Annotated in this window: 24 protein-coding genes; 16 read left to right on the forward strand and 8 right to left on the reverse strand. The window is 64.5% G+C overall.

The genetic code is table 11. The annotated features are described in order from the left end of the window. The first annotated feature begins 57 nt into the window (after positions 1-57). From LB535_RS01065 to LB535_RS01075, 3 genes are all read left to right on the forward strand, one after another. Positions 58-867, forward strand: a complete 810-nt coding sequence (locus tag LB535_RS01065) for an extensin family protein (RefSeq protein WP_411969519.1) — start codon at positions 58-60, stop codon at positions 865-867. A gap of 66 nt (positions 868-933) precedes the next feature. Beyond that, positions 934-1,638 carry an LssY C-terminal domain-containing protein gene (locus LB535_RS01070; RefSeq protein WP_224630875.1) on the forward strand — a complete coding sequence of 235 codons (705 nt, stop codon included), beginning with the start codon at positions 934-936 and terminating at the stop codon, positions 1,636-1,638. Between the two features lie 171 nt (positions 1,639-1,809). Continuing rightward, complete coding sequence (locus LB535_RS01075) at positions 1,810-3,120, forward strand: hemolysin family protein (RefSeq protein ID WP_095766567.1); 1,311 nt, start codon at positions 1,810-1,812, stop codon at positions 3,118-3,120. Positions 3,121-3,261: 141 nt separating this feature from the next. Here the strand turns inward: LB535_RS01075 and LB535_RS01080 are convergent, their stop codons facing one another. Continuing rightward, on the reverse strand, positions 3,262-4,155 hold the full coding sequence (locus LB535_RS01080; protein ID WP_224631176.1) for a LysR family transcriptional regulator: 894 nt from the start codon (positions 4,153-4,155) through the stop codon (positions 3,262-3,264). Between the two features lie 104 nt (positions 4,156-4,259). Here LB535_RS01080 and LB535_RS01085 point away from each other — a divergent pair, with 104 nt between their 5' ends. From LB535_RS01085 to LB535_RS28950, 4 genes are all read left to right on the forward strand, one after another. Continuing rightward, positions 4,260-5,129 (forward strand): SDR family oxidoreductase, encoded by an 870-nt coding sequence (locus LB535_RS01085; protein ID WP_224630876.1) that lies wholly within the window; start codon positions 4,260-4,262, stop codon positions 5,127-5,129. A 47-nt stretch (positions 5,130-5,176) separates the two neighbouring features. Next, the gene (locus LB535_RS01090) at positions 5,177-5,650 is read left to right on the forward strand and encodes an SRPBCC family protein (protein ID WP_224630877.1); all 474 of its coding nucleotides are present in this window, start codon (positions 5,177-5,179) and stop codon (positions 5,648-5,650) included. 407 nt (positions 5,651-6,057) lie between these two features. Beyond that, positions 6,058-6,429, forward strand: a complete 372-nt coding sequence (locus LB535_RS01095) for a hypothetical protein (RefSeq protein WP_224630878.1) — start codon at positions 6,058-6,060, stop codon at positions 6,427-6,429. Positions 6,430-6,591: 162 nt separating this feature from the next. Next, positions 6,592-6,831 carry a gamma-glutamylcyclotransferase gene (locus tag LB535_RS28950; protein ID WP_318012248.1) on the forward strand — a complete coding sequence of 80 codons (240 nt, stop codon included), beginning with the start codon at positions 6,592-6,594 and terminating at the stop codon, positions 6,829-6,831. A 262-nt stretch (positions 6,832-7,093) separates the two neighbouring features. Here LB535_RS28950 and LB535_RS01100 read toward each other — a convergent pair whose 3' ends face one another. Then, a complete protein-coding gene (locus LB535_RS01100; RefSeq protein ID WP_224630879.1) occupies positions 7,094-7,459 on the reverse strand; it encodes an avidin/streptavidin family protein in 366 nt (121 codons plus the stop codon). A 196-nt stretch (positions 7,460-7,655) separates the two neighbouring features. After that, the gene (locus LB535_RS01105) at positions 7,656-8,261 is read right to left on the reverse strand and encodes an NADPH-dependent FMN reductase (protein ID WP_095766563.1); all 606 of its coding nucleotides are present in this window, start codon (positions 8,259-8,261) and stop codon (positions 7,656-7,658) included. A gap of 90 nt (positions 8,262-8,351) precedes the next feature. Between LB535_RS01105 and LB535_RS01110 the strand changes: the two genes are divergently transcribed. Then, positions 8,352-8,720 carry a winged helix-turn-helix transcriptional regulator gene (locus LB535_RS01110; RefSeq protein ID WP_140629822.1) on the forward strand — a complete coding sequence of 123 codons (369 nt, stop codon included), beginning with the start codon at positions 8,352-8,354 and terminating at the stop codon, positions 8,718-8,720. 159 nt (positions 8,721-8,879) lie between these two features. On the opposite strand, the gene LB535_RS01115 is transcribed toward LB535_RS01110, so the two are convergent. Together LB535_RS01115 and LB535_RS01120 are read right to left on the reverse strand one after the other, a co-directional pair. Further along, on the reverse strand, positions 8,880-9,083 hold the full coding sequence (locus LB535_RS01115; protein WP_224630880.1) for a hypothetical protein: 204 nt from the start codon (positions 9,081-9,083) through the stop codon (positions 8,880-8,882). Between the two features lie 127 nt (positions 9,084-9,210). After that, complete coding sequence (locus tag LB535_RS01120; RefSeq protein WP_042646168.1) at positions 9,211-9,606, reverse strand: acyl-CoA thioesterase; 396 nt, start codon at positions 9,604-9,606, stop codon at positions 9,211-9,213. A gap of 189 nt (positions 9,607-9,795) precedes the next feature. Here LB535_RS01120 and LB535_RS01125 point away from each other — a divergent pair, with 189 nt between their 5' ends. From LB535_RS01125 to LB535_RS01135, 3 genes are read left to right on the forward strand one after another with little or no spacing between them, the layout of a single operon-like run. Next, positions 9,796-11,412 carry a GMC family oxidoreductase gene (locus LB535_RS01125; RefSeq protein ID WP_224630881.1) on the forward strand — a complete coding sequence of 539 codons (1,617 nt, stop codon included), beginning with the start codon at positions 9,796-9,798 and terminating at the stop codon, positions 11,410-11,412. Continuing rightward, positions 11,409-12,620 (forward strand): mandelate racemase/muconate lactonizing enzyme family protein, encoded by a 1,212-nt coding sequence (locus LB535_RS01130; RefSeq protein ID WP_224630882.1) that lies wholly within the window; start codon positions 11,409-11,411, stop codon positions 12,618-12,620. The genes LB535_RS01125 and LB535_RS01130 overlap by 4 nt, the downstream gene beginning before the upstream one ends. Beyond that, entirely contained in the window at positions 12,617-13,534 is a 918-nt protein-coding gene (locus LB535_RS01135) for an NAD(P)-dependent oxidoreductase (protein WP_224630883.1), read from the forward strand. The genes LB535_RS01130 and LB535_RS01135 overlap by 4 nt, the downstream gene beginning before the upstream one ends. Before the next feature lie 71 nt (positions 13,535-13,605). Here the strand turns inward: LB535_RS01135 and LB535_RS01140 are convergent, their stop codons facing one another. Further along, positions 13,606-14,544: a diacylglycerol/lipid kinase family protein gene (locus LB535_RS01140; RefSeq protein ID WP_224630884.1), complete on the reverse strand. Its 939-nt coding sequence runs from the start codon at positions 14,542-14,544 to the stop codon at positions 13,606-13,608. A gap of 838 nt (positions 14,545-15,382) precedes the next feature. Between LB535_RS01140 and LB535_RS01145 the strand changes: the two genes are divergently transcribed. Together LB535_RS01145 and LB535_RS01150 are read left to right on the forward strand one after the other, a co-directional pair. Further along, on the forward strand, positions 15,383-15,898 hold the full coding sequence (locus LB535_RS01145) for a hypothetical protein (protein WP_224630885.1): 516 nt from the start codon (positions 15,383-15,385) through the stop codon (positions 15,896-15,898). A gap of 165 nt (positions 15,899-16,063) precedes the next feature. Further along, positions 16,064-16,546: a YegJ family protein gene (locus LB535_RS01150; RefSeq protein WP_224630886.1), complete on the forward strand. Its 483-nt coding sequence runs from the start codon at positions 16,064-16,066 to the stop codon at positions 16,544-16,546. Between the two features lie 3 nt (positions 16,547-16,549). On the opposite strand, the gene LB535_RS01155 is transcribed toward LB535_RS01150, so the two are convergent. Further along, positions 16,550-17,599, reverse strand: coding sequence for a CapA family protein (locus LB535_RS01155; RefSeq protein ID WP_224630887.1), 1,050 nt, complete (start codon positions 17,597-17,599; stop codon positions 16,550-16,552). 137 nt (positions 17,600-17,736) lie between these two features. On the opposite strand from LB535_RS01155, the gene LB535_RS01160 reads away from it, so the two are divergent. Continuing rightward, the gene (locus LB535_RS01160; protein ID WP_224630888.1) at positions 17,737-18,987 is read left to right on the forward strand and encodes a hypothetical protein; all 1,251 of its coding nucleotides are present in this window, start codon (positions 17,737-17,739) and stop codon (positions 18,985-18,987) included. Positions 18,988-19,213: 226 nt separating this feature from the next. On the opposite strand, the gene LB535_RS01165 is transcribed toward LB535_RS01160, so the two are convergent. Continuing rightward, positions 19,214-20,434: a clavaminate synthase family protein gene (locus LB535_RS01165; protein WP_224630889.1), complete on the reverse strand. Its 1,221-nt coding sequence runs from the start codon at positions 20,432-20,434 to the stop codon at positions 19,214-19,216. 104 nt (positions 20,435-20,538) lie between these two features. Between LB535_RS01165 and LB535_RS01170 the strand changes: the two genes are divergently transcribed. Further along, entirely contained in the window at positions 20,539-21,462 is a 924-nt protein-coding gene (locus LB535_RS01170) for a LysR substrate-binding domain-containing protein (RefSeq protein ID WP_224630890.1), read from the forward strand. A gap of 99 nt (positions 21,463-21,561) precedes the next feature. Continuing rightward, positions 21,562-24,684 (forward strand): excinuclease ABC subunit UvrB, encoded by a 3,123-nt coding sequence (gene uvrB, locus LB535_RS01175; protein WP_318012249.1) that lies wholly within the window; start codon positions 21,562-21,564, stop codon positions 24,682-24,684. The last annotated feature ends 295 nt before the right edge of the window (positions 24,685-24,979 follow it).

Raw genomic sequence — 24,979 nt, forward strand, 5'->3', positions numbered from 1 at the left:
ACAGGGATCAGATCTTGGGGACAAGGACGCCTTTCGATGGCTCGAAGACTTGGCGCCATGCTGGCGGCGGCGCAACGGACCAAGCGTGCGCGCATCATGCTCGTCGGGCTGGCCGCGGGCGTCGCCATCGCGGCGATATCGGCCTGTACGACCGGTGACGTCTTTGCGCTGCAGCCGGCAGTCGATGTCGGCAGCCAGACGGCAGCCGTGCCGCAGCCCGACGCGCCGCTATATTCCGGCATGCAACGCCTTGTTCCGTCCAACCCTTACATGACCCAGGCCGCCTATCCGCGCATGGATGAGCCGATGTCGCCGACCGTGCAGATGCCGGCCAGCGAGATCGACTGCCGCAACGAGTTGAAGCGGATGGGCGTGGTCTATCAGGACATTCAGCCGATCCATGAAGGCCAGTGCGGCATCGACTATCCAGTGAAGGTCTCGGCGATCGGCAGCGTCGCCATGAAGCCGGCGGCGACGCTGACCTGCAACATGGCCGCCACCTTTGCCGCCTGGACGAAGAACGAGCTGCAGCCGGCTGCCCGCTGGCGCTATTTCTCCGGCGTGAGGGCGATCCACCAAGGTTCTAGCTATTCCTGCCGTAACATCGCCGGCGAAGGCGTTCTCTCCGAGCACGGCAAGGGCAATGCCCTCGACGTCATGAGCATCGAGCTCAACAATGGCGACGACATCGACGTCCGCAAGCCCGGCCTGTTCGCCTTCCGCACGCGCGGCTTCCTCAACAATGTGCGCGCCGACGGCTGCGAGTATTTCACCACGGTGCTCGGCCCAGGCTACAATTACGACCACCGCAACCATTTCCATTTCGACATCAAGAACCGCAAAAGCGGTTACCGCGCCTGCCGCTGAGGCTGCCTGCCCAAAACGGCCAACGCCGCATAAAATGGTCGCGAAAGGATTTGGGAGCGGTCGGTCGTGGGTGAACGAAGCCTGAGGCGGCGCGCGGCGATCTGGCTGGCGGCGGTTTGCGCCTTCTATCTGGCGCTCGCCTATCTCGCCGCGCCGGAATTCTGGACCTGGCGGGAGCGCGGCTTCCGCACCCGGCCCTTCGAGATGGTGACGCATACGCCGCAGGGCATTCCCGGCGATCCGATCAATGTCGGCCTGATCGGCACCGAGAAGGAAGTTGTCCACGCCTTCGCCGTCGCCGGCTGGGACACGGCCGATGCCGTGACGCTGCGGACCGCGATCGACATCGGCGAAAGCGTCTTGTTTTCCCGCCCCTACCCCGATGCGCCGATGAGCCGCCTTCTGTTCGAGGGCCGAGCCCAGGACCTGGCCTTCGAGAAGCCGGTCGGCGACAGCGCCGACCGGCGCCACCACGTCCGCTTCTGGCAGACGGACACGGTGGGCGACGGCCGCCCGCTCTGGCTGGGCGCCGCGAGCTTCGATCGCGGCGTCGGCCTCAGCCACGATACCGGCGCCGTCACCCACCATATCGGCCCCGACATCGACGCGGAGCGCGACTTCCTGATCGGCGATCTGAAGGCCGCCGACCTGCTGGCCTCCACCAGCGAGATACCCGGGATCGGCGCCACCAAGGCCGGACGCAATGGCGGCGGCGACCCCTATTTCACCGACGGCATGGCCCTTATCGGCGTTCTGAAGACGCAGCAGTGACGGCGCACCGTCACGCGCGCGCTGACGCCGAAGGTGCGCTTCGTGGTCGACGCGCTTGTCGGGCATTTTTCGGCGCCGCTTTGGGATGCCGCCTGAACTGCGCGCCTGTCATGTTCCAAAAATACCCGCGGGCTATTTTCGAACGCACTGCAGCAATGCTATTGACCGCCCATGCTATATGTTGAAATCGCCGTCGTGGCCGTCCTCATTCTGGTGAACGGCCTCTTGTCGATGTCGGAGCTAGCCATCGTCTCGTCGCGGCCCGCCCGCCTCAAGGCGATGATCGACCGCAACGTCAGGGGCGCGGGCCGCGCGCTGGCGCTCGGCTCGAACCCCGGCAAGTTCCTGTCCTCGGTGCAGATCGGCATCACCCTGGTCGGCGTTCTCTCCGGCGCCTTTTCGGGCGCCACGCTCGGCGAAAGGCTGGCGCAATATCTGGCGTCGACCGGCATCCGCGAAAACATCGCCGATCCTGTCGGCGTCGGCATCGTGGTCGCTTTGATCACCTATGCCTCGCTCATCGTCGGCGAGCTGGTGCCGAAGCAGATCGCGCTCAAGGATCCGGAGCGCGTCGCGGTCAGAGCCGCGCCGGCAATGACCATCCTCGCCACCTTCTCGGCGCCGCTGGTCTTCCTGCTCGACCTCTCGGGCCGCGCGGTGCTTTGGCTGCTTGGGCAGGCCGGCGAGACCGAAGAGAAGGTCACCGACGAGGAGATCAAGATGCTGGTCGCCGAGGCCGAGCATCACGGCACCATCGAATCCGACGAGCGCCGCATGATCGCAGGCGTCATGCGTCTCGGCGACCGCGCCGTGCGCGCCGTCATGACGCCGCGCACCGAGGTCGACTGGCTGAACCTGCAGTCCGACGAGACCACGGTCAAAAAACTTCTGATGGATACCCAGCACTCGCGCCTGCCCGTCGGCGACGGCAATGTCGACGCCATGGTCGGCGTCATCCAGACGCGCGACGTGCTGGCCGCCCTTCTCGCCGGCAGGGTGCTGGATCCGCGCCAGCATGTGCGCGCCGCCCCCATCGTGCATGATCAGGCCGACGCGCTCGACGTCCTGCAGAAGCTGAGGGAATCGGACGTGCCGATGGCGCTCGTTCATGACGAATACGGCCATTTCGAAGGCATCGTCACGCCGGCCGACATCCTCGAAGCCATCACCGGCGTGTTCCGCTCCGATCTCGAGGCCGGCGAGGAAGAGAACGCCGTCAAGCGCGACGACGGCTCGTGGCTGCTCGCCGGCTATATGCAGGCCGACGAGATGGCCGAGGTGCTTGGCATCGACCTGCCCGAAAACCGCGACTACGAGACCGTCGCCGGCTATGTGCTGTCGCATCTGCATCATCTGCCGACCACCGGCGAATGCGTCGACGCGCAAGGCTGGCGTTTCGAGGTGGTCGACCTCGACGGCCGCCGCATCGACAAGCTGATCGCCACCCGCCTGCCAGACGGCCATCGCCCCGTGGCGCGCTGAGGCGAAATTTATGTGGTGATCAACTCGCCGTCAGCTTTGAACGGCCAATCTGCTTTCCGGCAAACCGCCACAAGCTGCCGCTCCCGACCATACAGGGTCGCCTCATAGAGAAGGCGCAGATAGCGTTTCGATCATTCCGTCTCATCCGCCGATATAGGCCGCCAATTCGTCAGGGGTTCCCTTGGGAAAGGCCTGCTTCAAATAGTCGAGGAACGCCGATACGCGGACGCTGAGCAAGCGTCGCGACGGATAGAGCGTCCATAGGGCAATGTCCGGGCCGTCCACATCGCCCCAATGCACCAGCGTTCCAGCAGCCAGATCATGACTTACAAGCGAGATCGGCAAACGTCCGGCGCCGACGCCCGCCCGGACGGCATCGCGGAACATTAGGAGCGACGAAAGGCGAAGGACCGGCTCAATCGCGATGCGCGATCGTCCGGTCGGCGTCGCGATGTCCCAGGCTGCAACGCGCTCGCCGGACTCCCGCACGACGGCCGGGACGGCGAGATCGTCAGTCGGTCTGGCGAGGTCCGGACTCGCGACCACGACCAGCCGGTCGCGCAGGAACACCCGTCCGACAAGACTTTCATCGGGCTCGGGATCGACCCGGATCACCAGATCGTATCCCTCCTCGATCATATCGACGGTCCGGTCTTCCGTCGTGACCTCGAGCCGGACTTCCGGATATTTCAGCGCGAACCCGGCGGCCAGCTTCCCCATCGCAGTTTGGGAGAAGAGCAGCGGCGCGCTGATCCGCAGCCTGCCCCGCGGCGTGCGTCCGCCCGAAGCGATCGCCGTCGCGGTTTCGTCCAATTCGGTCAGCAACGCTCCCGTCCGCTCGAAGAGCGCCCGTCCTTCCTCGGTGAGCTTCAGCGCACGCGCCCCGCGCTCGAACAGACGCAAGTCGAGGGCGGCCTCCAGTTCCGCGACTCGGCGAGACAGGGTCGCCTTCGGGCGCCCCGCGGCGCGCGCCGCCTTTCCGAACCCTCCATGCCGGGCAACCAGATTGAAATCAGCGAGGGCGAGAAGGTCCATCTGTTCCACCATTGAGACGATGTGTCCAGATATAGCGCCTATCGGTTCGAATGTGGATCACTCATTTACGGGATGTCTTTTGACCCAAACCCGGAGTGAACCCCATGACCATTCTCGTTACCGGCGCGACCGGCAATGTCGGCAGCCAAGTCGTCAACCAGCTCGTCAAGCGCGGCGCCGATGTCCGTGCGCTTGTCCGCGATCCTTCCAAGGCGAACTTCCCGGCGGGCGTCGCCGTGGTGCAGGGCGACCTGCTCGACGCCGATTCCCTGCGCAGCGCCTTCTCGGGCGTCTCCACTTTGTTCCTGCTTAACGCCGTGGTGCCCGATGAATTCACCCAGGCGCTGATCGCCCTCAACTTGGCCCGCGAGGCAGGCATCGAGCGCATCGTCTACCTGTCGGTGATCCACGGCGAGCTTTACGTGAACGTGCCGCACTTCGCCGGCAAGCTCGCGGTCGAGCGGATGATAGAGCAGATGGGCCTCAACGCCACCATCCTTCGTCCGGCCTATTTCATGAACAACGAGCTCATGATCAAGGACGTGATCCTCAGCTATGGCGTCTATCCGATGCCGATCGGCAGCAAAGGCTTGGCAATGGTCGATGCGCGCGACATCGCCGAGGTCGCGGCAATCGAGTTGCTTCGCCGCGAGCAGGCCGAAATTGCCCTCCCGCTCGACCGGATCAACCTCGTCGGTCCCGACACGCTGACCGGCACGGATGTCGCCGGCGTCTGGACAGAGGTCCTGGGTCGCCAGATCGCCTACCCCGGCGAAGATCTGGCAGGCTTCGAACAGAACCTGCGGCAGTTCATGCCGAGTTGGATGGCGCTCGACATGCGCCTGATGGGCGAGCGCTTCATCAGCGAGGGCATGATTCCCGATGCTGGCGACGTCGACCGCCTGACCAAGCTGCTGGGTCGGCCGATGCGCACCTATCGCGACTTCGCCGCAGAAATCGCTGCCTCGGCCTGACGCCGGAGACAGCCTGCCACCCCAACATCAATCCTAAGGATACAATTATGATCTACTCAACCGCCACCGTCCCGGTGAACCCGGAAGGCGCGACCAGGCTGACCCGTGCACAAGCCTGGGCTGGCCTGGAGCTCAAGGCTCGCGACGCCCGCGAATTCCTGCCGCCAGGCCTCTGCACCCGCTGCGATGTCGTGGAGGAAAGCGCGACGTATTTCGTGCGCGAAGCGACCATTGCGGGTGCAGATCTGCGCGAGATCATCACGCTTGAACCGCAGAGCAAAGTCACATTCTTCCAGGCCGCCGGGCCGCGCGAGGGCGCGATCGTCAACGAACTGTTCGAGGGCGCCGACGGCACGCTCCATCTGCGCTTCTACTGCTATCTCGGCCTGCGCGGCAAAGAGCCGAACGGCCCCGAGGAGCAGGCCGAGCAGGCGCAGTTCGACGGCGACCAGGGCTACAAGGCTGCCCTGCTGTCCACACTGAAGCGCACCCGCGAGCTGCTCATGGAGGGCCGGCTCTGACCATTACTCATGAACATCAACCCGGGACCTTCTCTCGTCCACGGCGCAAGGCAGACAAGTCTCACGATCGGCCTCTGGGAATTTGTTCTGCCGTCAAGGCACTAACACGGCCTTGCCGGTGCGGCGCAAACGCCGCCCCACGTCCTTAGGAGGATATTCGAAAAGCCACTCAGGCCGCCTGGGCTTCGTCGGCGAACACGTCTACCTTGCGCGCCGCACGGCCTGCTAGACGTAGACTCATTGCTGCGTAGCCAGATGCGGATTGAGACGAGTTTGAGGGCGGCGAGACAGCCAGCTCGTCGTATCGGGTGACAATACGGCGGAACTGCTTGGCAGGTCATATGGGCTCATGCTGAGCCTGAATCAGATTCAGCCGCGATATGAAAGTCTCGGTCGGAAACGACCTATTGCGAACCTACGCCAAAGAAGGATATGTTGCCGCGGCGCGCGCAGGCATCCCGCTTCATCATCGCGCATGTTCCATGAAAGCAAAGAATAGATTCGACTCGCTCATGCACGCGGTCTGTGTTGGTCATGGCTATTGTGGAGGAAGGCACGGCGACAAGTTCATGCATGTCACCGATTTTATTCCTCAATCCGGCGATGTTACAGCGGATCAATTCGTGGAATGGGTATTTCTAGCTGAATATGAGAATGAGAGTGAGCGAATGTCTCCCAGATGGGATCGGCATCGCCAGAGGATACGAGGCTATTTTGTTGAGCACATGGGATCAGACGTCGTCGATGCCAGCCAACTAAAATGGGGCGTGGAGGGCTAAGCCAACCCTTTACTCTGCTTCCCACTCATCTCGGTCATACCACATTTATGAGTTCACGACCTAGGATGAACTTCCGGCTTTGGCCGACGTTCACCTGAATGGTCACGAACGTCTTCGTCTTTGGCACCTTGAAAAGAGGGTTTCCCCTGCACGAGCAGGGGTTTGAACGGGGCCGCGTTTCTTGGCAATTGTCGGACGCGTGAGCGGTTTCCAATGCTGATTGCTGGACCTCGCTTCGCTCCGATGATGTTCAACGAACCGGGTGTCGGGTTCCAGGTCGCCGGCGAACTCTACGAGGTCGATGATCGCACCCTCTCGCGCCTCCATGCCATCGTATCCGTGGGCGCGCCCGGCAGTTTGCGCCGATCGAGGTTGAGGCTCTCGAGGGACCGTCGCCCGTAGCGCAGGTCTATATGAAATCCCGGCTTCTCGCAGATCCCGTGCATTCGGGATATCTCGCCTGTTACAATGACCGGCGCTTCGTTCTTCCTGGGAGAACGTAGCGGCTTCGCCCGCCTCCGGACGTTTTGTATTTTCGGTTCAAGAAACGGTTGGCCTGCCACCGCTGGAGCTTTCCCATCCGGCGGCAGCGATCGTGATCAGAGCGGCGCCGAGCAGCAACGGCCTGCGCCGCTTCCTGACGACTCGAGGCCAGTTAGCTTGGCTATTCCCGGACAAAGGTGTCGAGGCTGATGCCGAAGGCGCGCCAGGCTCCTACCTGCTTGCGGGAAGCGGTTTCGCCCTCCTTGCCGGTGATGGTGCTGCCGGCCACTGTCAGCCACATCGTCTCCAGCTTGCCGTCCCGCAAAATGCCAGTGTAGCTCACGGCGGCGGGGCCGGCCGTACCCTCGCCGGCGGCCGTTACTCCAATCACGTCGCCATGCGCGATGCCGGATATCGGCACGGTCTGTCCATGGAAGCTGCTGTCTTCGAGCGCCGTGCGAAACGTGCCTTCAATCCGGCCGCCCTCCTCGCCGGTGATGTCGAGGACAGACCCATACTGATTGCGCCATCTGCCAAGCCAAGGCATTCCGCTCCTCCACGACTGTGCTGTCTTCGTCTTCGGTGGATACGGGCCTGCATCTAACGCGCCGTTCCGAGCGGTCAACAGCGCGGCGGCAAAGGGATCAGCCTGGGATCCAGGCAAGACAGACAGCTCCGCAAATGGAAAGGGGCAGCGCTGGCGCCGCCCCTTTCTCATTGGGAGGACAGTGTCGATCGACCGCTCAGGCGGCCTGGGCTTCGCCGGCGATCGCGTCGGCGGCGCGGGCCGCTTTCAGCACCCTTGCCCACCAGGCGACGTCATTGACCAGCGCGGCGGCCGACTGGTTCAGGTGCTCGAGATCCTCGAGCTTCTTCTCGCCCTGGCGAACCGCAAGGAAATCGCCCCAGGCGATGTGCACCGCCGACTTGACCGGCGCCATCTGCAGCTCGACGGCGATCAGCCGAAGGTGCTCGATCGCGCGCGAGCCGCCGACGCTGCCATAGCCGACAAAGCCGGCCGGCTTCTTGTTCCACTCATTGGCGGCGTAATCGATGGCGTTCTTCAGCACAGCGGTCGGGGCGTGATTGTATTCGGCGGCGGTGAAGATGAAGCCGTCGAACTCGGCGACCTTCTTCTGCCAGCGCTGCGCCACTTCGTTCTGCGACGGCGCCCAGGCGGAGGAAGCGACCTCGTCGAAGAAAGGCAGCGGCCAGTCGCGCAGATCGACGATCTCGACATCGATATCGGCGTGCGACTTGGCGATCTTGGCGATCCACTGCGTCGGCACGTCGGCGAAGCGGGCGGCGCGCGTCGAACCGACGACAATGGCGATTTTGGGCTTGGACATAAGGGGCTCTCCTTGCGGGAATTTCTGGTATCGTTTGGATACCGGCGCTATATGTGATACTGACAAATCGACGCGCAAGGAGGCACTTCTTTGTTACTGAGGCACCCGCACAACACCGAGGACTGCCGGGCCGTTTCGGAAATCCTGCAACGGGTCGGCGACAAATGGACGGTGCTCGTCGTCGGCAAGCTCGGCGGCGGACCAATGCGCTTCAACGAATTGCGCGCCGCTGTCGGCGGAATTTCGCAGAAGATGCTGACCACCACCTTGCGCGGTTTGGAGCGCGACGGCTTCGTCACGCGCAAGGTGTTTCCGACCATTCCGCCACGTGTCGATTACGAGCTCACCCAACTCGGTCACGAGCTCCTCGTGCCGGTCGGCGCGCTCGGCGAATGGGCGCGCAAGAACACCAATCGGGTCCGCGAAGCACGCGCGAAATTTGACGGCCTACAGGCCTGAAGCCCTTGCAATGCAAGGGTTTTTAGCCTGCCGATGAAACCATGGGCCTCAGCGCCGGTTGCATCGCGCTTTCGATTTTGATCGGAGCCTTCGCGGTTCCGCTGGCGGCGTCGCCGGGCAGCCGCTTCGCCAAGGAGACCCGTCTTTAGCCGCCACCGATCAGACGCTTGGGGCAGTGCTGTCGCAGCACGCCGTCGAGCAGCTCTTGAATTGCGCGGCCATCTTGCCGACCGCCGTCCGGTCCCGCATGCAGGCGAGGTGTGGAAGACCTTTGCTGAATTCCATGTAGGCCGTTACGCCGAGCAGGCAGACCAGAGCAACAAGGGCTGCCACGAGCCAGCCGTTCAGCATATGTTGACGCATTGTCTTTCCCCCCGCGCCCACAAGGTGGGGCGTGAAGGCAACCATTGGATGTCGCGAAGCAAATCTCCCACGCCGGCGTTGTTACAGAGCGGCAAGTCTGGGGAGAATCAGTAATCCCGCCGGAGCGTCAGCTCTCGGCCGGAACCGGCTTCGGCTTGCCTTCGCCGTCGAGCGCCACCATGACGAAATCGGCATGGGTGACCTTCTCCATCAAGTCGGAAAGGTAGCGCTGCGCCCAGGCTTCGACCTTGAGCACCATCGAGGTACGGCCGACGCGCTCGACATGGGTGTAGATGCAGAGCGTGTCGCCGATCTTCATCGGCTTGGCGAAGGACATCTCCTTGACCGCGGCGGTGACCACGCGGCCCTTGGCGCGCTCGGCGGCGCGGATTCCGCAGGCAAGGTCCATCTGCGCCATCACCCAGCCGCCGAAGATGTCGCCGGCCGCATTGGCGTCGGACGGCATGGCGAGCGTGCGCAAGGTCAGATCGCCAAGGGGTTTTCCGTCCGCGTAATGCACCATGGCAAAATCCTCAAAGGGCAGCTTATGTTGCGTATCAATGCGACCGCCATGTCGCAAGCTCTGGTAAAAGCGAAATGTGCCCCACCTGCGCCGGTCGCTTTTTTCACAAGCCATGCCGGAAGCCACGGCGACGCCGCAAGCCGGCAATGTCTAGGGTAAGCGCAACAGTGCGGAGCCCGCTTTTCCACCATGCAGACTTACGACTTCATCATCATCGGCTCCGGCTCGGCCGGTTCGGTCGTTGCCGACAGGCTGTCGGCCTCGGGCCGCTTCTCGGTGCTGGTGCTGGAGGCCGGCGGAACCGACCGGCGCTTCTATGTTCAGATGCCGCTCGGCTACGGCAAGACCTTCTTCGACCCGGCCGTCAACTGGAACTACAAGGCGGAGTCCGACCCCGGCCTGGCCGGCAACAGCGACCACTGGCCGCGCGGCAAGCTGCTCGGCGGCTCGAGCTCGATCAATGCCATGGTCTTCATCCGGGGCGCGTGCGAGGATTTCGATGCCTGGGCCGCCGCAGGCAATCCCGGCTGGGCGTATGACGACCTCCTGCCCTCCTTCAAGGCGATGGAAGACAATGCGGCGGGCGCCGACCCGTGGCGCGGCGTCGGCGGCCCCTTGCACATCACGGACTGCACGAACGCGGTGCATCCGCTGACCAAGCGCTATCTTGCCGCCGCTCAGCAGGCCGGGCTGCCGCTCAATCCGGACTTCAACGGCGCCTCCCAGGAAGGCGTCGGCGTCTATCAGATCACGACGAAGAACGGACGCCGCATGTCTGCCGCCCGCGCCTTCCTGCGGCCGGCGATGAAACGCGGCAATGTCCGTGTGGAAACCAACGCCCTGGCGACGAAAATCCTGTTCGAGGGCAAGCGCGCCGTCGGCATCGAATACGAGCAGAACGGGCAGAAGAAGACGGCTCGCGCGGGCCGCGAGGTGATCCTGTCGGGCGGCTCGATCAACTCGCCGCAGTTGCTGCAGCTGTCCGGTATCGGCCCTGCGGCATTGCTGGCCGACCTCGGCATCCCGGTCGTCCATGCCAACGACAACATCGGCGCCAATCTGCAGGACCATGTCGGCATCAACTACACCTTCAAGGGCAAGCTGCCGACGCTCAACCAGGTCCTCAGGCCATGGTGGGGCAAGCTGCTCGTCGGCATGCAATACATCCTCTTGCGCTCCGGTCCGCTGTCGCTGTCGATGAACAATGCCGGCGGCTTCTTCCGCACCGACCCCTCGATGACGCGGCCGAACATGCAGCTCTATTTCCAGGCTTTCTCGACCGTCATCCCGAAGAGCGGCGAGCGTCCGATCCTGACGCCCGACCCCTGGCCGGGCTTCTCGATCGGCCTGTCCAATTGCCGGCCCTCGAGCCGCGGCGAGATCATGATTCGCTCGAAGGACCCGCGCGAGTATCCAAGGATCACGCCCAACGCCTATTCGACCAACGCCGATGTCGACGAGATGCTGGCGGCGGTGAAGTTCGTGCGCAAGATCGCCTCGATGCCGGCCATGGCCGAGATCATCGAGGAAGAGGTTCTGCCCGGCCCGTCGATCCAGTCGGACGCCGACCTGATCCAGGATTTCAGGAAACGCTCCGGCACCGTCTATCACCCTGTCTCGACCTGCCGCATGGGGCCTGATGCGGCGCGCGCCGTCGTCGACCCGCGGCTTCGGGTGCATGGGCTGGACGGTCTGCGCGTCATCGACGCTTCGATTTTCCCCGACAACATCACGGGCAACACCAACGCCGCCGCGATCCTGACCGGATGGAAAGGCGCCGACCTGGTTCTGGAGGATCACAAATGAAAATCACCGACGTGAAGACCTGGGTTGTCGGCAACCCGCCGCCCGGCATCGGCGGCAAGTATTTCATCTTCGTCAAGCTCACCACCGATGGCGGCGTGGTCGGTTATGGCGAGGCTTACAACGCCACCTTCTCCGCGCATGTCACCGCGACGATGATCGAGGACATGGCCGAGCGCTATCTCGTCGGCCGCGATCCGCACGACATCGAGAATCTCTTCCGCCGTGCCTATTCCTCCGGCTTCACCCAGCGCCCCGACGTTTCCGGCATGGGCTGCTTCTCGGCGCTCGAAATGGCCTGCTGGGACATCGTCGGCAAGGAGGCCGGCAAGCCGGTCTACAAGCTGCTCGGCGGCCAAGTGCACGAGACCCTGCGCTCCTACACCTACCTTTATCCGCACACCGGCAGCGTCCATTCGGAAGATGCGCGCGGCAAAAATGTCTACAACGATCCAGACCTGGCTGCGGCCTGCGCGCTCGAATATGTCGAGCAGGGTTTTAATGCCGTGAAGCTCGATCCGGCCGGCCCCTACACCGCCTATGACGGCCATCAGCCGCGCTTGATCGACATCGACCTGTCGGCGCGCATGGTCAAGGCGATCCGCGAAGCAGTCGGTAACAGGGCGGATATCCTGTTTGGCACGCATGGCCAGTTCACCGCCTCGGGCGCGCTGCGCCTCGCCCGCGCCATCGAGCCCTACGATCCGCTCTGGTTCGAGGAGCCGGTACCGCCTGATATGCCCGAGGTGATGGCGCAGGTCGCCCGCGGCACATCCATTCCGATCGCCACCGGCGAGCGGCTGACGACGAAGTTCGAGTTCGCGCGCGTCATCGAGAACCGCGCCGCGACCATCCTGCAGCCGGATCTCGGCCGCTCCGGCGGCATCCTGGAGACCAAGAAGATCGCCGCCATGGCCGAGGCCTACCACATCCAGGTCGCGCCGCACTGCTACTGCGGCCCGATCGTCGGCGCCGCCAACATCCAGCTTGCCGTGACGCTGCCCAATTTCCTGATCCTGGAATCGCTCAAGCAGTGGGACGGTTTCCACGAAAAACTGCTCAAGAAGAAGATCGAATGGCAGGACGGCAACGTCATCCCCTCGAAGGAGCCCGGCCTCGGCGTCGAGCTCGACGAGGCTGTCTGCGACGCCCATCCCTATAGCGGCAAGGAGCTGCATCTGCAGATGATGCAGACGCCGCTGATGCCGTGAGCCTCGCTTACGCCTTCGTCGGCCTTGGCCATCTCGGCGGCAACCTTGCCGCCAGCCTGCTGCGCAACGGCTTTGCCGTCACCGTCTTCGACCGCGACCCGGGGGCGGTCGAGCGCCTTGTCGCGCTCGGCGCCACGGCGGCGGCGAGTCCGGCGGAAGCCGCTGCCCGCGCCGGCAACGCGATCACCTGCCTGCCCTCGCCGAAGGTCAGCGAAACAGTGCTCGCCGGCCCCGACGGATTGCTCCACGGCCTGCCCGCGGGCGGCACCTGGATCGAGATGTCGACCAATGGCCGTGACGAGATTTTACGGCTCGCCGCGCTGGCATCGGCACAAGGCATCGAGACGCTCGAATGCCCGGTGACCGGCGGCGTGCATCTGGCGGCGGCGGGCAGGATCACGGCGCTCGTCGGCGGCGATGCGGCGCTCTACGAACGCCATCGCCCGGCCATCGAGGCGATGTGCGCGAAGTCCTTCCTGATGGGCCCGGTGGGCTCGGCGGCGGTGATCAAGGTCATCACCAATATGCTCGCCTTCATCCATCTCGTCGCCGCCGGCGAAGCGTTGATGCTGGCGAAGCAGGGCGGCCTCGACCTTGCGCAAGCCTACCACGCCATCGTCGCCTCGTCCGGTAACAGCTTCGTCCACGAAACCGAAAGCCAGCTGGTGCTCAACGGCTCCTACGACATCGGCTTCACCATGGACCTGGCGCTGAAGGACCTGGGCTTCGCGCTTGCCATGGGCAGGGATTTCGGCGCGCCGCTCGACCTTGCCACCCGCGTCAACGCTATCTTCGAGGAGGGCAAGCGCGCCTATGGTGGTGGTGCCTGGTCGACCCAGATCGTCAAGCTGCTTGAGGATGCAGTCGGCGTGGAGCTTCGCGCACCGGGCTTTCCGGCGAAGCTCGAACTGTAACCCGGCAGAAATTAGCCAGCTGTTCCAATCGCCTGACCACACCGGCTGAATCGGCCTCTTAACCCGTTGCTTCAACCTCTCAGCGTCAGCGCGCCGGGCAGGATCTCGAATGTCGCCGGAATTCGGCCTGGCGACTCGCCGTCTATGTCGACCAGCGCGCCGTTCTTCTCGGCATCGCCGAGCGGCTCGACCAGCACCTTGCGGCCACGCAGGATGGTGATTGCCGGATGGTTGCGGTGGCGCCCGCCGTAGAGCAGGCGGAGGTCGCGGATCAGCCCAAGCTTGCCGGCGGCCCGCAGGATGATGATATCGAACTGGCCGTCGGCGAGCTCGGCGTCCGGCGCGATCATCATGCCGCCACCGAAGAATTTGCCGTTGGCCACCGCCACCAGCGCCATGCGCGCCTCGACCGGCTCGCCGTCGTCGATGGTGATCCTGACATCCTGAAAACGGTAGCGGATGAACTCCAGCACGGTGCGCCAGAAGAACAGCGCCTTGGCCGAGACCCTGCCCTTGCGCTTGTCGGCATTGACGGCGCGATCCGTCGCGCCGGACAGGCCGAGGCTGGCGATGTTGATGAAGTGGCGGCTGGCCAGCGCGCCGTGGTCGTCGATGTAGCAGATGCGGCCGGCGTCGATTTTTCGCGCCTTGGAATCGGCGATCCGCTTCAGCGCGGCATCGATGCCGCGCGGCAAGTCGAGCCCGCGCGCGAAGTCGATGCCGGCACCACAAGGCAGAAGCCCAAGCGCGGTTTCCTTGCCGGTTTCGTTCCGTGCCTGCAACAGGCCGTCGGCCACCTCGCTGGCGGTGCCGTCGCCGCCTGCCGCGATCACCAGGTCGCACCCGCCGGCGGCGAGATCGATCGCCAGCCGCTCGGCGTCGCCGCTGGCCTGAGTTTCCCGCAAGTGGAAATCGCCGAAATTCCTGTTGAGCGATGCCGCCGCCTCCGCCCAATACCGCTTGAGCCTGCCGCCTCCGGCTATCGGATTGAGAACCACTCCGACTTTCAAGTCGACCTCCCTCGAGGCAAGTGGCGCAAAATGTGCGGCGGCCCTGTGCGGGCATCCAAAGTCTTTTGCCGGCCCAAACTCTTTTGCCGACATTGAAACGCGGACCGGGCGACGGAGCAAGGCTCCAACGTCCAGCGGTCACAGAAAAGCGGGGCAGGCTGTCTAAGCGGTTCGGCCGGCGGATTCCGCGGCTTTTGCCATTGGTCCCCGATAATCCCGCTATCCACAGGCGCGCCGGCATTCCCCAGACCCCTTACCCGGCGTACATTCAACCCATCTCAGGCGGCTACCGAACGCCCAGCCGAAAGGCAAAGCGCAAGGCGGATTTCCTGAGGCCCGTACGGCCCAGAACGAGAGCAGGCTCGCCTGTTGGAGGGACGGATGCCGAGACCTACGGGTGCCGCGGAAAGCGTGCCAACGCCGACGGCGGACCGATGCTGCCATGAAGGCCGGTAAAAACCTTCGATGGCACGCTGGGCGAAGCCCGCAAGGGTGGAGATCGGCGTGGTCTGGAACGGGCGCTGCCCTCGGGTGGCGACTGGCAGGACCGTCAAAATCAAGGCCGGGCTGGCGCGACGACTTCACGGAAGTTGCTGCCGTAACCGGTTCCTGATCTGACAGGGAGGCGCTGGGAGAAATCCCAGCGCCGACTGTCTTTTTGGCCCGCCTCACAGGCTACCGCGCCTCTCGGGCCGTCCGCTGCTGATGCTTCCCGGCCACAGTCGCCGGCCAAGCAACCTTCCGTAACGCATCGACACGCACAATCCACAATCGCGGCCAAATCCCGCCTTGTTCCCCGGCGATTGATCGGTTTGGGAACATTTAAAGGGACAAGACCGTGATCAAGACCGCCCTTGTCGCCATGACCATTGTCGGCTGCGACTGCGACGCCAAGCTCTGCGAATATATCGGCGAGACGCCGGCCAAATGGGCGACGCTCGCCGACTGCGAAGCGGCGATGAAGAGCCAGATGCTGCACCAGCGCAATTTCGACTATCCGCTGGTTTCGGGCATCTGCCGCGTCAAGGGCTCAGCCGCTTCGTCCGAGCTCGCCGCGAAAGCCTCCAGGCCGGATTTGAAGCCCAAGAACCGCGTCGTCGAAACCATCGCCCCGCTGCCGCCCGAGCTCGACCATCGCCCGAGCGCTCCGGTTGGCGCAACGGTGACCGCCAGCGAAACGGAATCGGCAAAGCCCGTGGCCTTCGACGGGTCGGTCGATGGCGGCCGCGCCGTGCTTTACCGCACCAAGGCCGGCTATGCTGTGGTCAAGACCGACCTCAGCCGCGCTGCCGGCGCAACGGTGGACGCGGCGAAGCGCTCGGCAAGCTGGCTGGCCGGATTGACCGGGCTGTAAGCCTGCCCAAGGTTCAGGTCGGCCCGAGCAGAACTGAAGCCATTCCCTTATCATTGCCCGATGACAAAGGCGTAGGGCCGCTTCGCAACCGCCGATCGGATTGATTAAGCCGCCACATTGCCCGAAGATAACGCACCAGGATGTTGGCCTTCACCGGGGGGTGTCATGACAATTGCCGTTCGTATCGCGTTATGCCTGCTGCTGGCGCTCGCCCCCTTGCATGCCAGGGCGGAAGGCGACGACAAGGCTATGGTGATCGCATCCGACGACGCCGAGATGGCGGCGGCGGTCGAGAAGGCGCGATCCAGCCTGGATGAATTCCTGAACCTGTCCGACGCTCCGCCGCCGGGAACCGACAGGTTCAAGCTGAAGGTGATGATCGTCGACGGCAATGCGACAGAGCATTTCTGGGTCATTCCCTTCAAGCGGACCACCAACGGCTTCGTCGGCATATTGGCGAACGAGCCGGAAATCGTCCGCAACGTCGTCCTTGGCCAGAACATAGAATTCACCAGGGACGACATCTCCGACTGGGGCTACACCAGGAACGGCCGCCAGGTCGGCAGCTTCACCGTCTGCGTGATGCTCAAGAAGATGTCGAAGAAAGAGGCCGAGTACATGCGCGCCCAATACGGCTTCGATTGCTGAGGTCTATCGCCCACTTCCCGCCATGGGAAAAATCGCCACCAGTCGGGCCGCGACCCGCTGCTTGAGCACTCCATCCAGAACTTCGATCGGCAGCAGCCGCTCATGGTTGCCTGCACGCAGCCGCACGAAGAAATGCATCCGGTAGGCAGCGATCCTACCCCGCGTGGCCGGATCGGCGCTGACATCGACAACGAATATCGAGCCGATGCGTGCCGGCCATGGCAGTCTGGCGAGCGCAGTGCCGAGGAAATCGCCAAGGCCGTAGGCGATCACGCTGTCGCCGACACGCTCGATGGGCTGCAAGACATGCGCGTGATGCCCGGCGATCAACCGGACGCCGTGATCCGCCAGCCGTCTCGCCAGCGCCCGCGTCGCGAGTCGTGGAAAATGCCGGAACTCCCAGTCCCAGTGCGGCACGGCGCAGATGAGATCGATGCCGGATACGGCGTCGCGCGGCCATTCCGCCGCGCGCATTGAGATGCGCTCTTCGAACGGCGCGGCGTCCGTGTTGCGCCACAGCGTGAAAGCCGCAAAGCCGATCGTCAGCGATCCGGCCGCATGACTCTGGACAGGCCCGCCGGCAACTGTGCCGATGGTCCGGACCCCGAGCCGGTTCAGCGCAGCGAGCGTTTCGTCGAAACCGGCGATGCCCTGATCGAGCACGTGGTTGTTGGCCAGGGACAGAACGAGCCTGTCGCGCGCGATGCCGGCGGCTGCGAGCGCATCGGCCAGGAAATGCTCGCTCATCGCATGATGCGTGCCGAGCCGCGTGCCCATGACCGCGCGTGCTCGTTCGACGATCGGACTTTCGCAATTGCCGATCACGAGGTCGGCGGATGAAAGCAGCGTCGTGATCGCCGGATCGCAATCCGGCGCATCGCGATTGGCGACTGCCGAAATGTCGCCGACGAAGGCCAGCCGCACCTTCCGTGTGGGCTGCGGATCGAGCAACGTCGCCGCGGGCGCCGCGAAGCCGCTTCTGTCGCCGGCAAGCGACGGTCTCAGCAGGCGCGGCAGCCATGACAGTTTATAGGCAAGCGGATAGTTCGACACGGGCCCATCCAGTTTCGCTTTGTGTAGACTGTCTGATGGGCAGGTTGAAGCGGGTTGCTGGCGATGCCGCGGCGGGCATCTCGGACTGACCGAAATCCGTGTATGCTCGCGACGTGGAGCAGTGGAGGGCGAAGACGATGCGTAGAACGATCCTTGCAGCAGCCTTGCTTGCATTCCTGCCGGCGTCCGTCGCCTGGGCCGAGATGCCGGACGAAGCCAAGTCCATGTTCGAGGCGAAGAGCGTGGCCGACCGGAACACGGCGCTGTCGACGTTGGAGGCGGCAGCGGCCAAGGACCCAGCCTCAGCCTATGCGGCCGGCGCCGGCGAATTCTTCACTGCGCTCGAGCTCCTCGCCGGCGGCCTGCATCGCCACGGTTTCGAGAGCCCGAGATCCTTCATGCTGCCGCTGATGCGGTTGCCGGTGCCCGACAATCCCCACCCGCAGCCGCTGACCTACGAAGAATTCCGCGCCATCCTGGTCGCCTTCCGTAACCGGCTGGAGAAATCCGCCGTCACGCTTGGCTCCGTGCCAAAGGATGCCGATATCGGCATGATTGTCGACCTCACCCATGTCGGCATCGACCTCAACGAAGATGGCAAGCTCGCGCCCGACGAAAGCATCACCGCCATCATGGCGTCGCTCTCACGCGGCAGCGTCGAACCGAGCGATGCCGCGCCTTCGCTCACCTTCCGCTTCGACCGCGCCGACGGTTTTTGGCTGCAAGGCTATGCCGAGTTCCTCATGGCGCAGGCCGATTTCTGGCTGGCGCATGATTTCCGCAATGCCTTTGACGGCTCGTTCCACATGCTGTTCCCGCGCGCGAAACTGCCATTGCAGGATACGCTTGTGCCGCTGGACGGCGGCATGAGCGGCAACATGTTCGCCTCGGAATGGCGCTTCGCCGACTTCATCTCGCTGGTGCATCTCGTCAACTGGCCGGTGGTCGAGCCGGAACGCCGGCAGGCCGCGCGACGCCACCTGCTGGAGATGATCCGACTGTCGCGCGAGGACTGGAAATCGATCCTGGCCGAGACCGACAACGATCGCGAATGGCTGCCGGGACCCCAACAGAAAGGCGTCAATCCGCTGACCGGCCTCGAGGTCGGCGAGGAACAGGTGCAGGCCTGGCTCGCCACGTTGACCGTGGCCGAGGATCTTCTTGAAGGCCGCGCGCTGCTTCCGCACTTCCGCATCACCGGCAAGGGCATCAACATGAAGCGCTTCTTCGACGAGCCAAAACCTTTTGACCTGGTCCTTTCGATCACCGGTCCCGGCATCGCGCCCTATCTCGAAAGCGGCAAGATCCTCACCAGCGACGATTTCGACCAGATCCAGCGCGAGTTCGGCGGCGCCGGCTTTTTGACGTTTGCGCTGTGGTTCAATTGAGGACCGCGGTCTTAGGTTCCTCGCCCCCATGAAATGGGGGAGAGGTGGCTCGGCGAAGCCGAGACGGAGAGGGGGGCGCCGGTCCCGCGCGGCGAAAGCGCTTTGAAGAGAAGGGCTTCCGCCTTACGAAACCCCCTCTCCGTCCGCTTCGCGGACACCTCTCCCCCGCCTCTGGCGGGGGAGAGGAACCGAACCTTCGAGGTCGACGCCGTCCCCCTGGCTATCGTCAGAAAATTGCGCCCTGATAAAGCACAGCTTCGGCTTCTTCCGGCGCGAAGCGCCGCGCCAGGGTGCGGAAGGCGCTGTGGACGCCGTCGCGGTCGAGATTGCAGCTTCTGAGGTGGCGGACGGCCAGTGTCGGATCGAATTCGGTGCGTCCGTGCAAGACCCGCTGATTGTCGAAGACCAGCACCTCGCCGGGCTGCAGCTGATGCCGGAACTGGTTCGCCGGATCGCAGATCAGCCGCGTCAGCTCGGCAAGCGCCTCGATCAGACCGTCGATCTCATCGACCGCGCCCGTCTGCGGCGCCAGGCAGCGGTCGTTGAAGCGTATGCCCGTGACGGCGCCGCTCGCGTCGAGGCTGATGACATGCGCCTCGGCGCTGAAGAACACGTCGCCGGCATGCTCGCGATGGAATGTCACGCCATGTCGAGCGAGCAGGTCGAACAGCTCCGGACTGTTTGTACGCATCCGTCCGGCAATTTGAAAACCGTCGACCATCAACGAGGTGCCGCCGCTGCCGGCGCCGGTCCTGATCGCATGGAAGAAGATGAAGCCCGGCGGCGAATAGCGGAACGGCTCGTCGGTGTGCGGAATTTGCGCGCGCGCCGTTTCCCCGGCCACCCGGGCGTCGGGCCGTGAGATGAGATCGAAAACCTTGCCGTAACTAGTCTCGCGCACGGGCCCGTAGCGGCCGGCGACGCGCAGCGTCGCCTCAGGCTCGGCCGGGACGCCGGTCAGCATGGCGATACCATGGTCGCGCAAGGCGCGCAGCGACTGGAAAAGCGCCGCGTCATCCTCCACCACGGCGTCGAAGGCGAAACGCCCAAGCCGCGCGCCGAGATCGCTATTCCACAGTTCCGGCTGAAAGCGTGGCGCGCCGAAATCGCCGCCGCGTCCGGCATGGGCCGCCAGAAAGCCCGCCGCGAAGCGCGAGACATGGCCGTCCCGCCAGACCACGTCCGTCGTCCCATCCGTCGAGATCTCGATCGAGGCCGCGCGAATATCGGCCGGAACATCGGCAGGCGTCAGCCAGCGCTTTCCGGAAGCGGTGTCGCCGCATATCCCGCATTCGCAGGCAAGCCGCAGCCAGCGCATCGACAGCCGACCGACGCTGCCGTCGTCGAATTCCATGGCGATGTGCGGTCCTTCGTTGCGCATCGATCGCAAGGAGCGCGTTGCGAGTGCCTGGCCGGCGGGGACGGACTGCATTTGCATGTCGAGCATGACGACCGCTTTCCTGGATTGAGTTGTCTTCAACAACGGTAGGCCGCAGTCACCTTTTTCTGCAAACGAGTTTGTTTTCGCCAGTTTTGAGATAAGCTCAATCCATGACGCTTCTTCGCGACCTCCCGCTGTCGGCCCTGCGTGCGCTGGCCGCCGCCGCGCGCACCGGCAGTCTGACGCGCGCCGCCGACGAGCTCGGCGTCACGCCGGGCGCCGTCGGCCATCAGCTGCGGCAGCTGGAGGACCGGCTTAGCGTCAAGCTGGTCAGGCGCGAGGGCAACGGCATCGCGCTCACACGCATCGCCGAGGCGGCGCTGCCAGACATCGACCGCGGCTTCGACGCGCTGGCCTCCGGATTGCGGCGGCTGCGGTTCGAGCGCCGTGCCGATACGTTCACCATCGCCGCCGATCCGTCCTTCGCCTCGCTTTGGCTGGCGCCGCGCCTTGGCAATGTCCGCGCGGCTCTCGGCAGGCTGGACGTGCGCATCGTGGTGTCGATCGCGTTGGATTCGATGCTGGAGGAAGGCATCGACCTCGCCATCAGCTACCGCAACAGCACGGCAAGAGATCTCGCATCGGCCGATCTCTTCACCGAAAGGGTGGTTCCGGCCTGTGCCCCGGCGCTGATCCGCAACCGCGCAGATCAAGACAGCGCCGAAGTGCTCGACCGCCTGCCCCTCCTCCACATCGACCAGACCATGGGCGACGACGTCTACCCCACATGGGCAAACTGGTTCGCCGCCGCCGGCCGCCAACGCAAGAACATCGACCACGGACCGCGATTCCCCTTGACCGTGCTGGCCGCGCATGCCGCGATTTCCGGCATGGGCGCGCTGCTTGCCAGCGAACTGGTACTGAGGGAGCATTTCCGCTCCGGCCAACTCGTCGAGATCGCCCGCGTTATTCCCGCGCTGACCATCAAGCGCCGTCTGGTCTGGCCGGTGGATGGACCGAAGGCCCGCCGCGCCGCCGTTGTCGCCGCGGCGCTTGCCGCAATCGCAGACGCTCCCCAGTCCATCGGGTCATGACCCCTCTCCTGACAGCCTTCTGTCAGCAGCGTCCAAGCGCGGCCGGAGCCCTTTCACTCGGCTCTTTCCATTTCGGCCGAGTCCACCCATATTCGGGCCATGGCCAGACATCCTGACAAGAAGACGCCTTCGCAAGACGGCGCGCCGAAGCGGCGCAGCCCGCTGACCGAATTCCTCGATGCCGCCGAGCCGCTGGAGCCCGGCGGTTTCGCGGAAGCGCCGCAGGCCGGCTTTGCCGGCGCGCCGCTGACCGGCTCGATCTCCGATTGGGCCGGGCAGATCGAGCGTGAAGCTGAAAAGCAGCCGAAGGCAAAAGCGCCGAAGAAGATACCCGAGCGCTCGTCGGCGCCCGGCCGCACCGCGCGCGGCACCTCGATGGGCGGCGCTGCCTCGGCGAAGGAGCGCGCGGCCGCTGGCCTCAACCCTGTGGCCGGCCTCGACATCAGCCTGGAGGATGCCGAGTCGGTTTCGTCCGGCGGCGTCACCGCGACGGTCGCGGCGCTGTCGGCGCTGATCGAATCCGGCAATCCGCTGCACAAGGACGGCCAGCTGTGGACGCCGCACCGTCCGGCCCGCCCGGAAAAGTCTGAGGGCGGCATCGCCATCAAGATGGTCTCGGATTTCGAGCCCGCCGGAGATCAGCCGACAGCCATCAAGGACCTCGTCGAAGGCGTCGAGCGGAACGACCGCACCCAGGTGCTGCTCGGCGTCACCGGCTCGGGCAAGACCTTCACCATGGCCAAGGTGATCGAGGAGACGCAGCGCCCTGCTTTGATCCTGGCGCCGAACAAGACGCTTGCCGCGCAGCTCTATGCCGAGTTCAAGAAATTCTTCCCCGAGAACGCGGTCGAGTATTTCGTCTCCTACTACGACTATTACCAGCCGGAAGCCTACGTCCCGCGCACGGACACCTATATCGAGAAGGAATCCTCGATCAACGAGCAGATCGACCGCATGCGCCACTCGGCGACGCGCTCGCTGCTCGAGCGCGACGACGTCATCATCGTCGCCTCCGTGTCCTGCATCTATGGTATCGGCTCGGTCGAGACCTACACGGCGATGACGTTCCAGATGCAGGTCGGCGACCGGCTCGACCAGCGCTCGCTTCTCGCCGACCTCGTCGCCCAGCAATACAAGCGCCAGGACATCAACTTCGTGCGCGGCTCGTTTCGCGTGCGCGGCGACACCATCGAGATCTTCCCCGCCCACCTGGAAGACCGCGCCTGGCGCATCTCGATGTTCGGCGACGAGATCGAACAGATCACCGAGTTCGATCCGCTCACCGGCCAGAAGACCGGCGAATTGAAGAGCGTCAAAATCTACGCCAACTCGCACTACGTGACGCCGCGCCCGACCTTGAACCAAGCCATCAAGTCGATCAAGGAGGAGCTCAAGCATCGCCTGCAAGAGCTTGAAAAGGCTGGCCGTTTGCTGGAGGCGCAGCGGCTGGAGCAGCGCACGCGCTTCGATCTGGAGATGCTGGAGGCGACCGGCTCCTGCGCCGGCATCGAGAACTATTCGCGTTACCTGACCGGACGCCAGCCCGGCGATCCGCCGCCGACCTTGTTTGAATATGTGCCCGACAATGCGCTGATCTTCATCGACGAAAGCCACGTCACCGTGCCGCAGATCGGCGGCATGTATCGCGGCGACTTCCGCCGCAAGGCGACGCTGGCCGAGTATGGTTTCCGCCTGCCGTCCTGCATGGACAACCGGCCGCTGCGCTTCGAGGAATGGGACGCCATGCGCCCGCTGTCGGTGGCGGTTTCGGCGACACCCGGCGCCTGGGAACTCGAGCAGTCCGGCGGCGTCTTCGCCGAGCAGGTCATCCGCCCGACCGGCCTGATCGATCCGCCGGTCGAGGTGCGCCCGGCCAAGAGCCAGGTCGACGATGTTGTCGGCGAGATCCGCGACACGACCCGGGCCGGCTATCGCACGCTGGTCACGGTGCTGACCAAGCGCATGGCCGAGGACCTCACCGAATATTTGCATGAGAACGGCATCCGCGTCCGCTACATGCATTCCGACATCGACACGTTGGAGCGCATCGAGATCCTGCGCGATTTGCGCCTCGGCGCCTTCGACGTGCTGGTCGGCATCAACCTATTGCGCGAGGGCCTCGACATTCCCGAATGCGGCTTCGTCGCCATTCTCGATGCCGACAAGGAAGGTTTCCTGCGTTCGGAAACCTCGCTGATCCAGACCATCGGCCGCGCCGCCCGCAACGTCGACGGCAAGGTCATCCTCTACGCCGACCAGATCACCGGCTCGATGGAACGGGCGATGGCGGAGACCAACCGCCGCCGCGAGAAGCAGATGGAGTGGAACGCCGCCAACGGCATCACGCCGGAATCGGTCAAGTCGCGCATCGCCGACATCCTCGATTCGGTCTACGAGAAGGACCATGTCCGCGCCGACATCTCGCAGTTCACCGACGATGCCGGCGCGATGATCGGCAACAACCTGAAGACGCATCTCGAGGCGCTGGACAAGCAGATGCGCGACGCCGCCGCCAACCTCGACTTCGAGAAGGCGGCGCGCGTCCGCGACGAGATCAAGCGGCTGCGCGAGATGGAACTTGCCATCTCCGACGACCCGCTGGCGCGCGAGGTGGAAAGCCAAAGTCCCGCATCAGGCCGCGAGAAGGGCAAGCACAACAAGGGCGTGGCCAAGCATCGTACGGTCGAGGAACAGGAGCGTTTCCGCAAGCTCGATGAGGCACGCGCCGCCGAGGAGGCGGCAAAGGCTGCCCGGCCCAACCTCTTCCGCAAGCCGCATCTGGACGAGATGGGCGCTGACGGCGCCGTGCCGGTGAAGAAGCCGCTCTTCGCCAAACCGTCGATCGACGACATGGGGCCGGGCACCGATATGACGACCCCGGCCGGCGCGGTGTCGCGTTCGCTGTTCAAGAAGCAGAGCGCGCAGGAAGCGCACGGTTCCGATTTCGGCATCCCCGGCGAGCCGATCAAGCCCCTGTTCAGGAAGAACTCGCTCGACGAGATGACGGTGCGCCGCACAGAGAAACCGGTCGAGGGCAAGAAGCCGGCGAAGCCGCAGCCAACGCCTCCTCAGGCGGGGGAGATGTCCGGCAGGACGGGCGCGAAGGAACGCGACGATAAGCCGATCGTCCGTCAGCGAGCCGGCATCGGCTCCTACGAGGACCCTGGCGACGAGCGGCGTCAAAACCGCCGGCCGGGCAAGACCGGACGGCCGGGGCAGTAGCGCCTTTTCCTTCTCCCCTTGTGGGAGAAAGTGTCGCCGAAGGCGACGGATGAGGGGTGCTCCAGCTTGGCGACACCGTTTGTCCAGCGAAGAGGTCGCGGCCGTCTCACTCCGCTGGAACACCCCTCATCCGTCTCGGCGCTTCGCGCCGATCCACCTTCTCCCACAAGGGGAGAAGGGAAGTGCGGACCACTTGCCTCCGCCCCTCCCCCGGTGTACCCAATTCCCAACTCGAACATCTGGAAAGGAGGGCTGCGTGAACTACTGCCACCACCGTCAGCGCGGCCCTGTCTTT

It is taken from the genome of Mesorhizobium sp. CA10 (assembly GCF_020165285.1).
Taxonomy (GTDB): Bacteria; Pseudomonadota; Alphaproteobacteria; order Rhizobiales; family Rhizobiaceae; genus Mesorhizobium.

Coding starts and splice junctions, on each gene's coding strand:
- LB535_RS01065 (WP_411969519.1), top strand. CDS start 58: ATGCTGGCGGCGGCGCAACGGACCAAGCGTGCGCGCATCATGCTCGTC.
- LB535_RS01075 (WP_095766567.1), top strand. CDS start 1,810: ATGCTATATGTTGAAATCGCCGTCGTGGCCGTCCTCATTCTGGTGAAC.
- LB535_RS01080 (WP_224631176.1), bottom strand. CDS start 4,155: ATGGACCTTCTCGCCCTCGCTGATTTCAATCTGGTTGCCCGGCATGGA.
- LB535_RS01085 (WP_224630876.1), top strand. CDS start 4,260: ATGACCATTCTCGTTACCGGCGCGACCGGCAATGTCGGCAGCCAAGTC.
- LB535_RS01090 (WP_224630877.1), top strand. CDS start 5,177: ATGATCTACTCAACCGCCACCGTCCCGGTGAACCCGGAAGGCGCGACC.
- LB535_RS01100 (WP_224630879.1), bottom strand. CDS start 7,459: ATGCCTTGGCTTGGCAGATGGCGCAATCAGTATGGGTCTGTCCTCGAC.
- LB535_RS01105 (WP_095766563.1), bottom strand. CDS start 8,261: ATGTCCAAGCCCAAAATCGCCATTGTCGTCGGTTCGACGCGCGCCGCC.
- LB535_RS01115 (WP_224630880.1), bottom strand. CDS start 9,083: ATGCGTCAACATATGCTGAACGGCTGGCTCGTGGCAGCCCTTGTTGCT.
- LB535_RS01120 (WP_042646168.1), bottom strand. CDS start 9,606: ATGGTGCATTACGCGGACGGAAAACCCCTTGGCGATCTGACCTTGCGC.
- LB535_RS01125 (WP_224630881.1), top strand. CDS start 9,796: ATGCAGACTTACGACTTCATCATCATCGGCTCCGGCTCGGCCGGTTCG.
- LB535_RS01130 (WP_224630882.1), top strand. CDS start 11,409: ATGAAAATCACCGACGTGAAGACCTGGGTTGTCGGCAACCCGCCGCCC.
- LB535_RS01150 (WP_224630886.1), top strand. CDS start 16,064: ATGACAATTGCCGTTCGTATCGCGTTATGCCTGCTGCTGGCGCTCGCC.
- LB535_RS01160 (WP_224630888.1), top strand. CDS start 17,737: ATGCGTAGAACGATCCTTGCAGCAGCCTTGCTTGCATTCCTGCCGGCG.
- LB535_RS01165 (WP_224630889.1), bottom strand. CDS start 20,434: ATGCTCGACATGCAAATGCAGTCCGTCCCCGCCGGCCAGGCACTCGCA.
- LB535_RS01170 (WP_224630890.1), top strand. CDS start 20,539: ATGACGCTTCTTCGCGACCTCCCGCTGTCGGCCCTGCGTGCGCTGGCC.
- uvrB (WP_318012249.1), top strand. CDS start 21,562: ATGGCCAGACATCCTGACAAGAAGACGCCTTCGCAAGACGGCGCGCCG.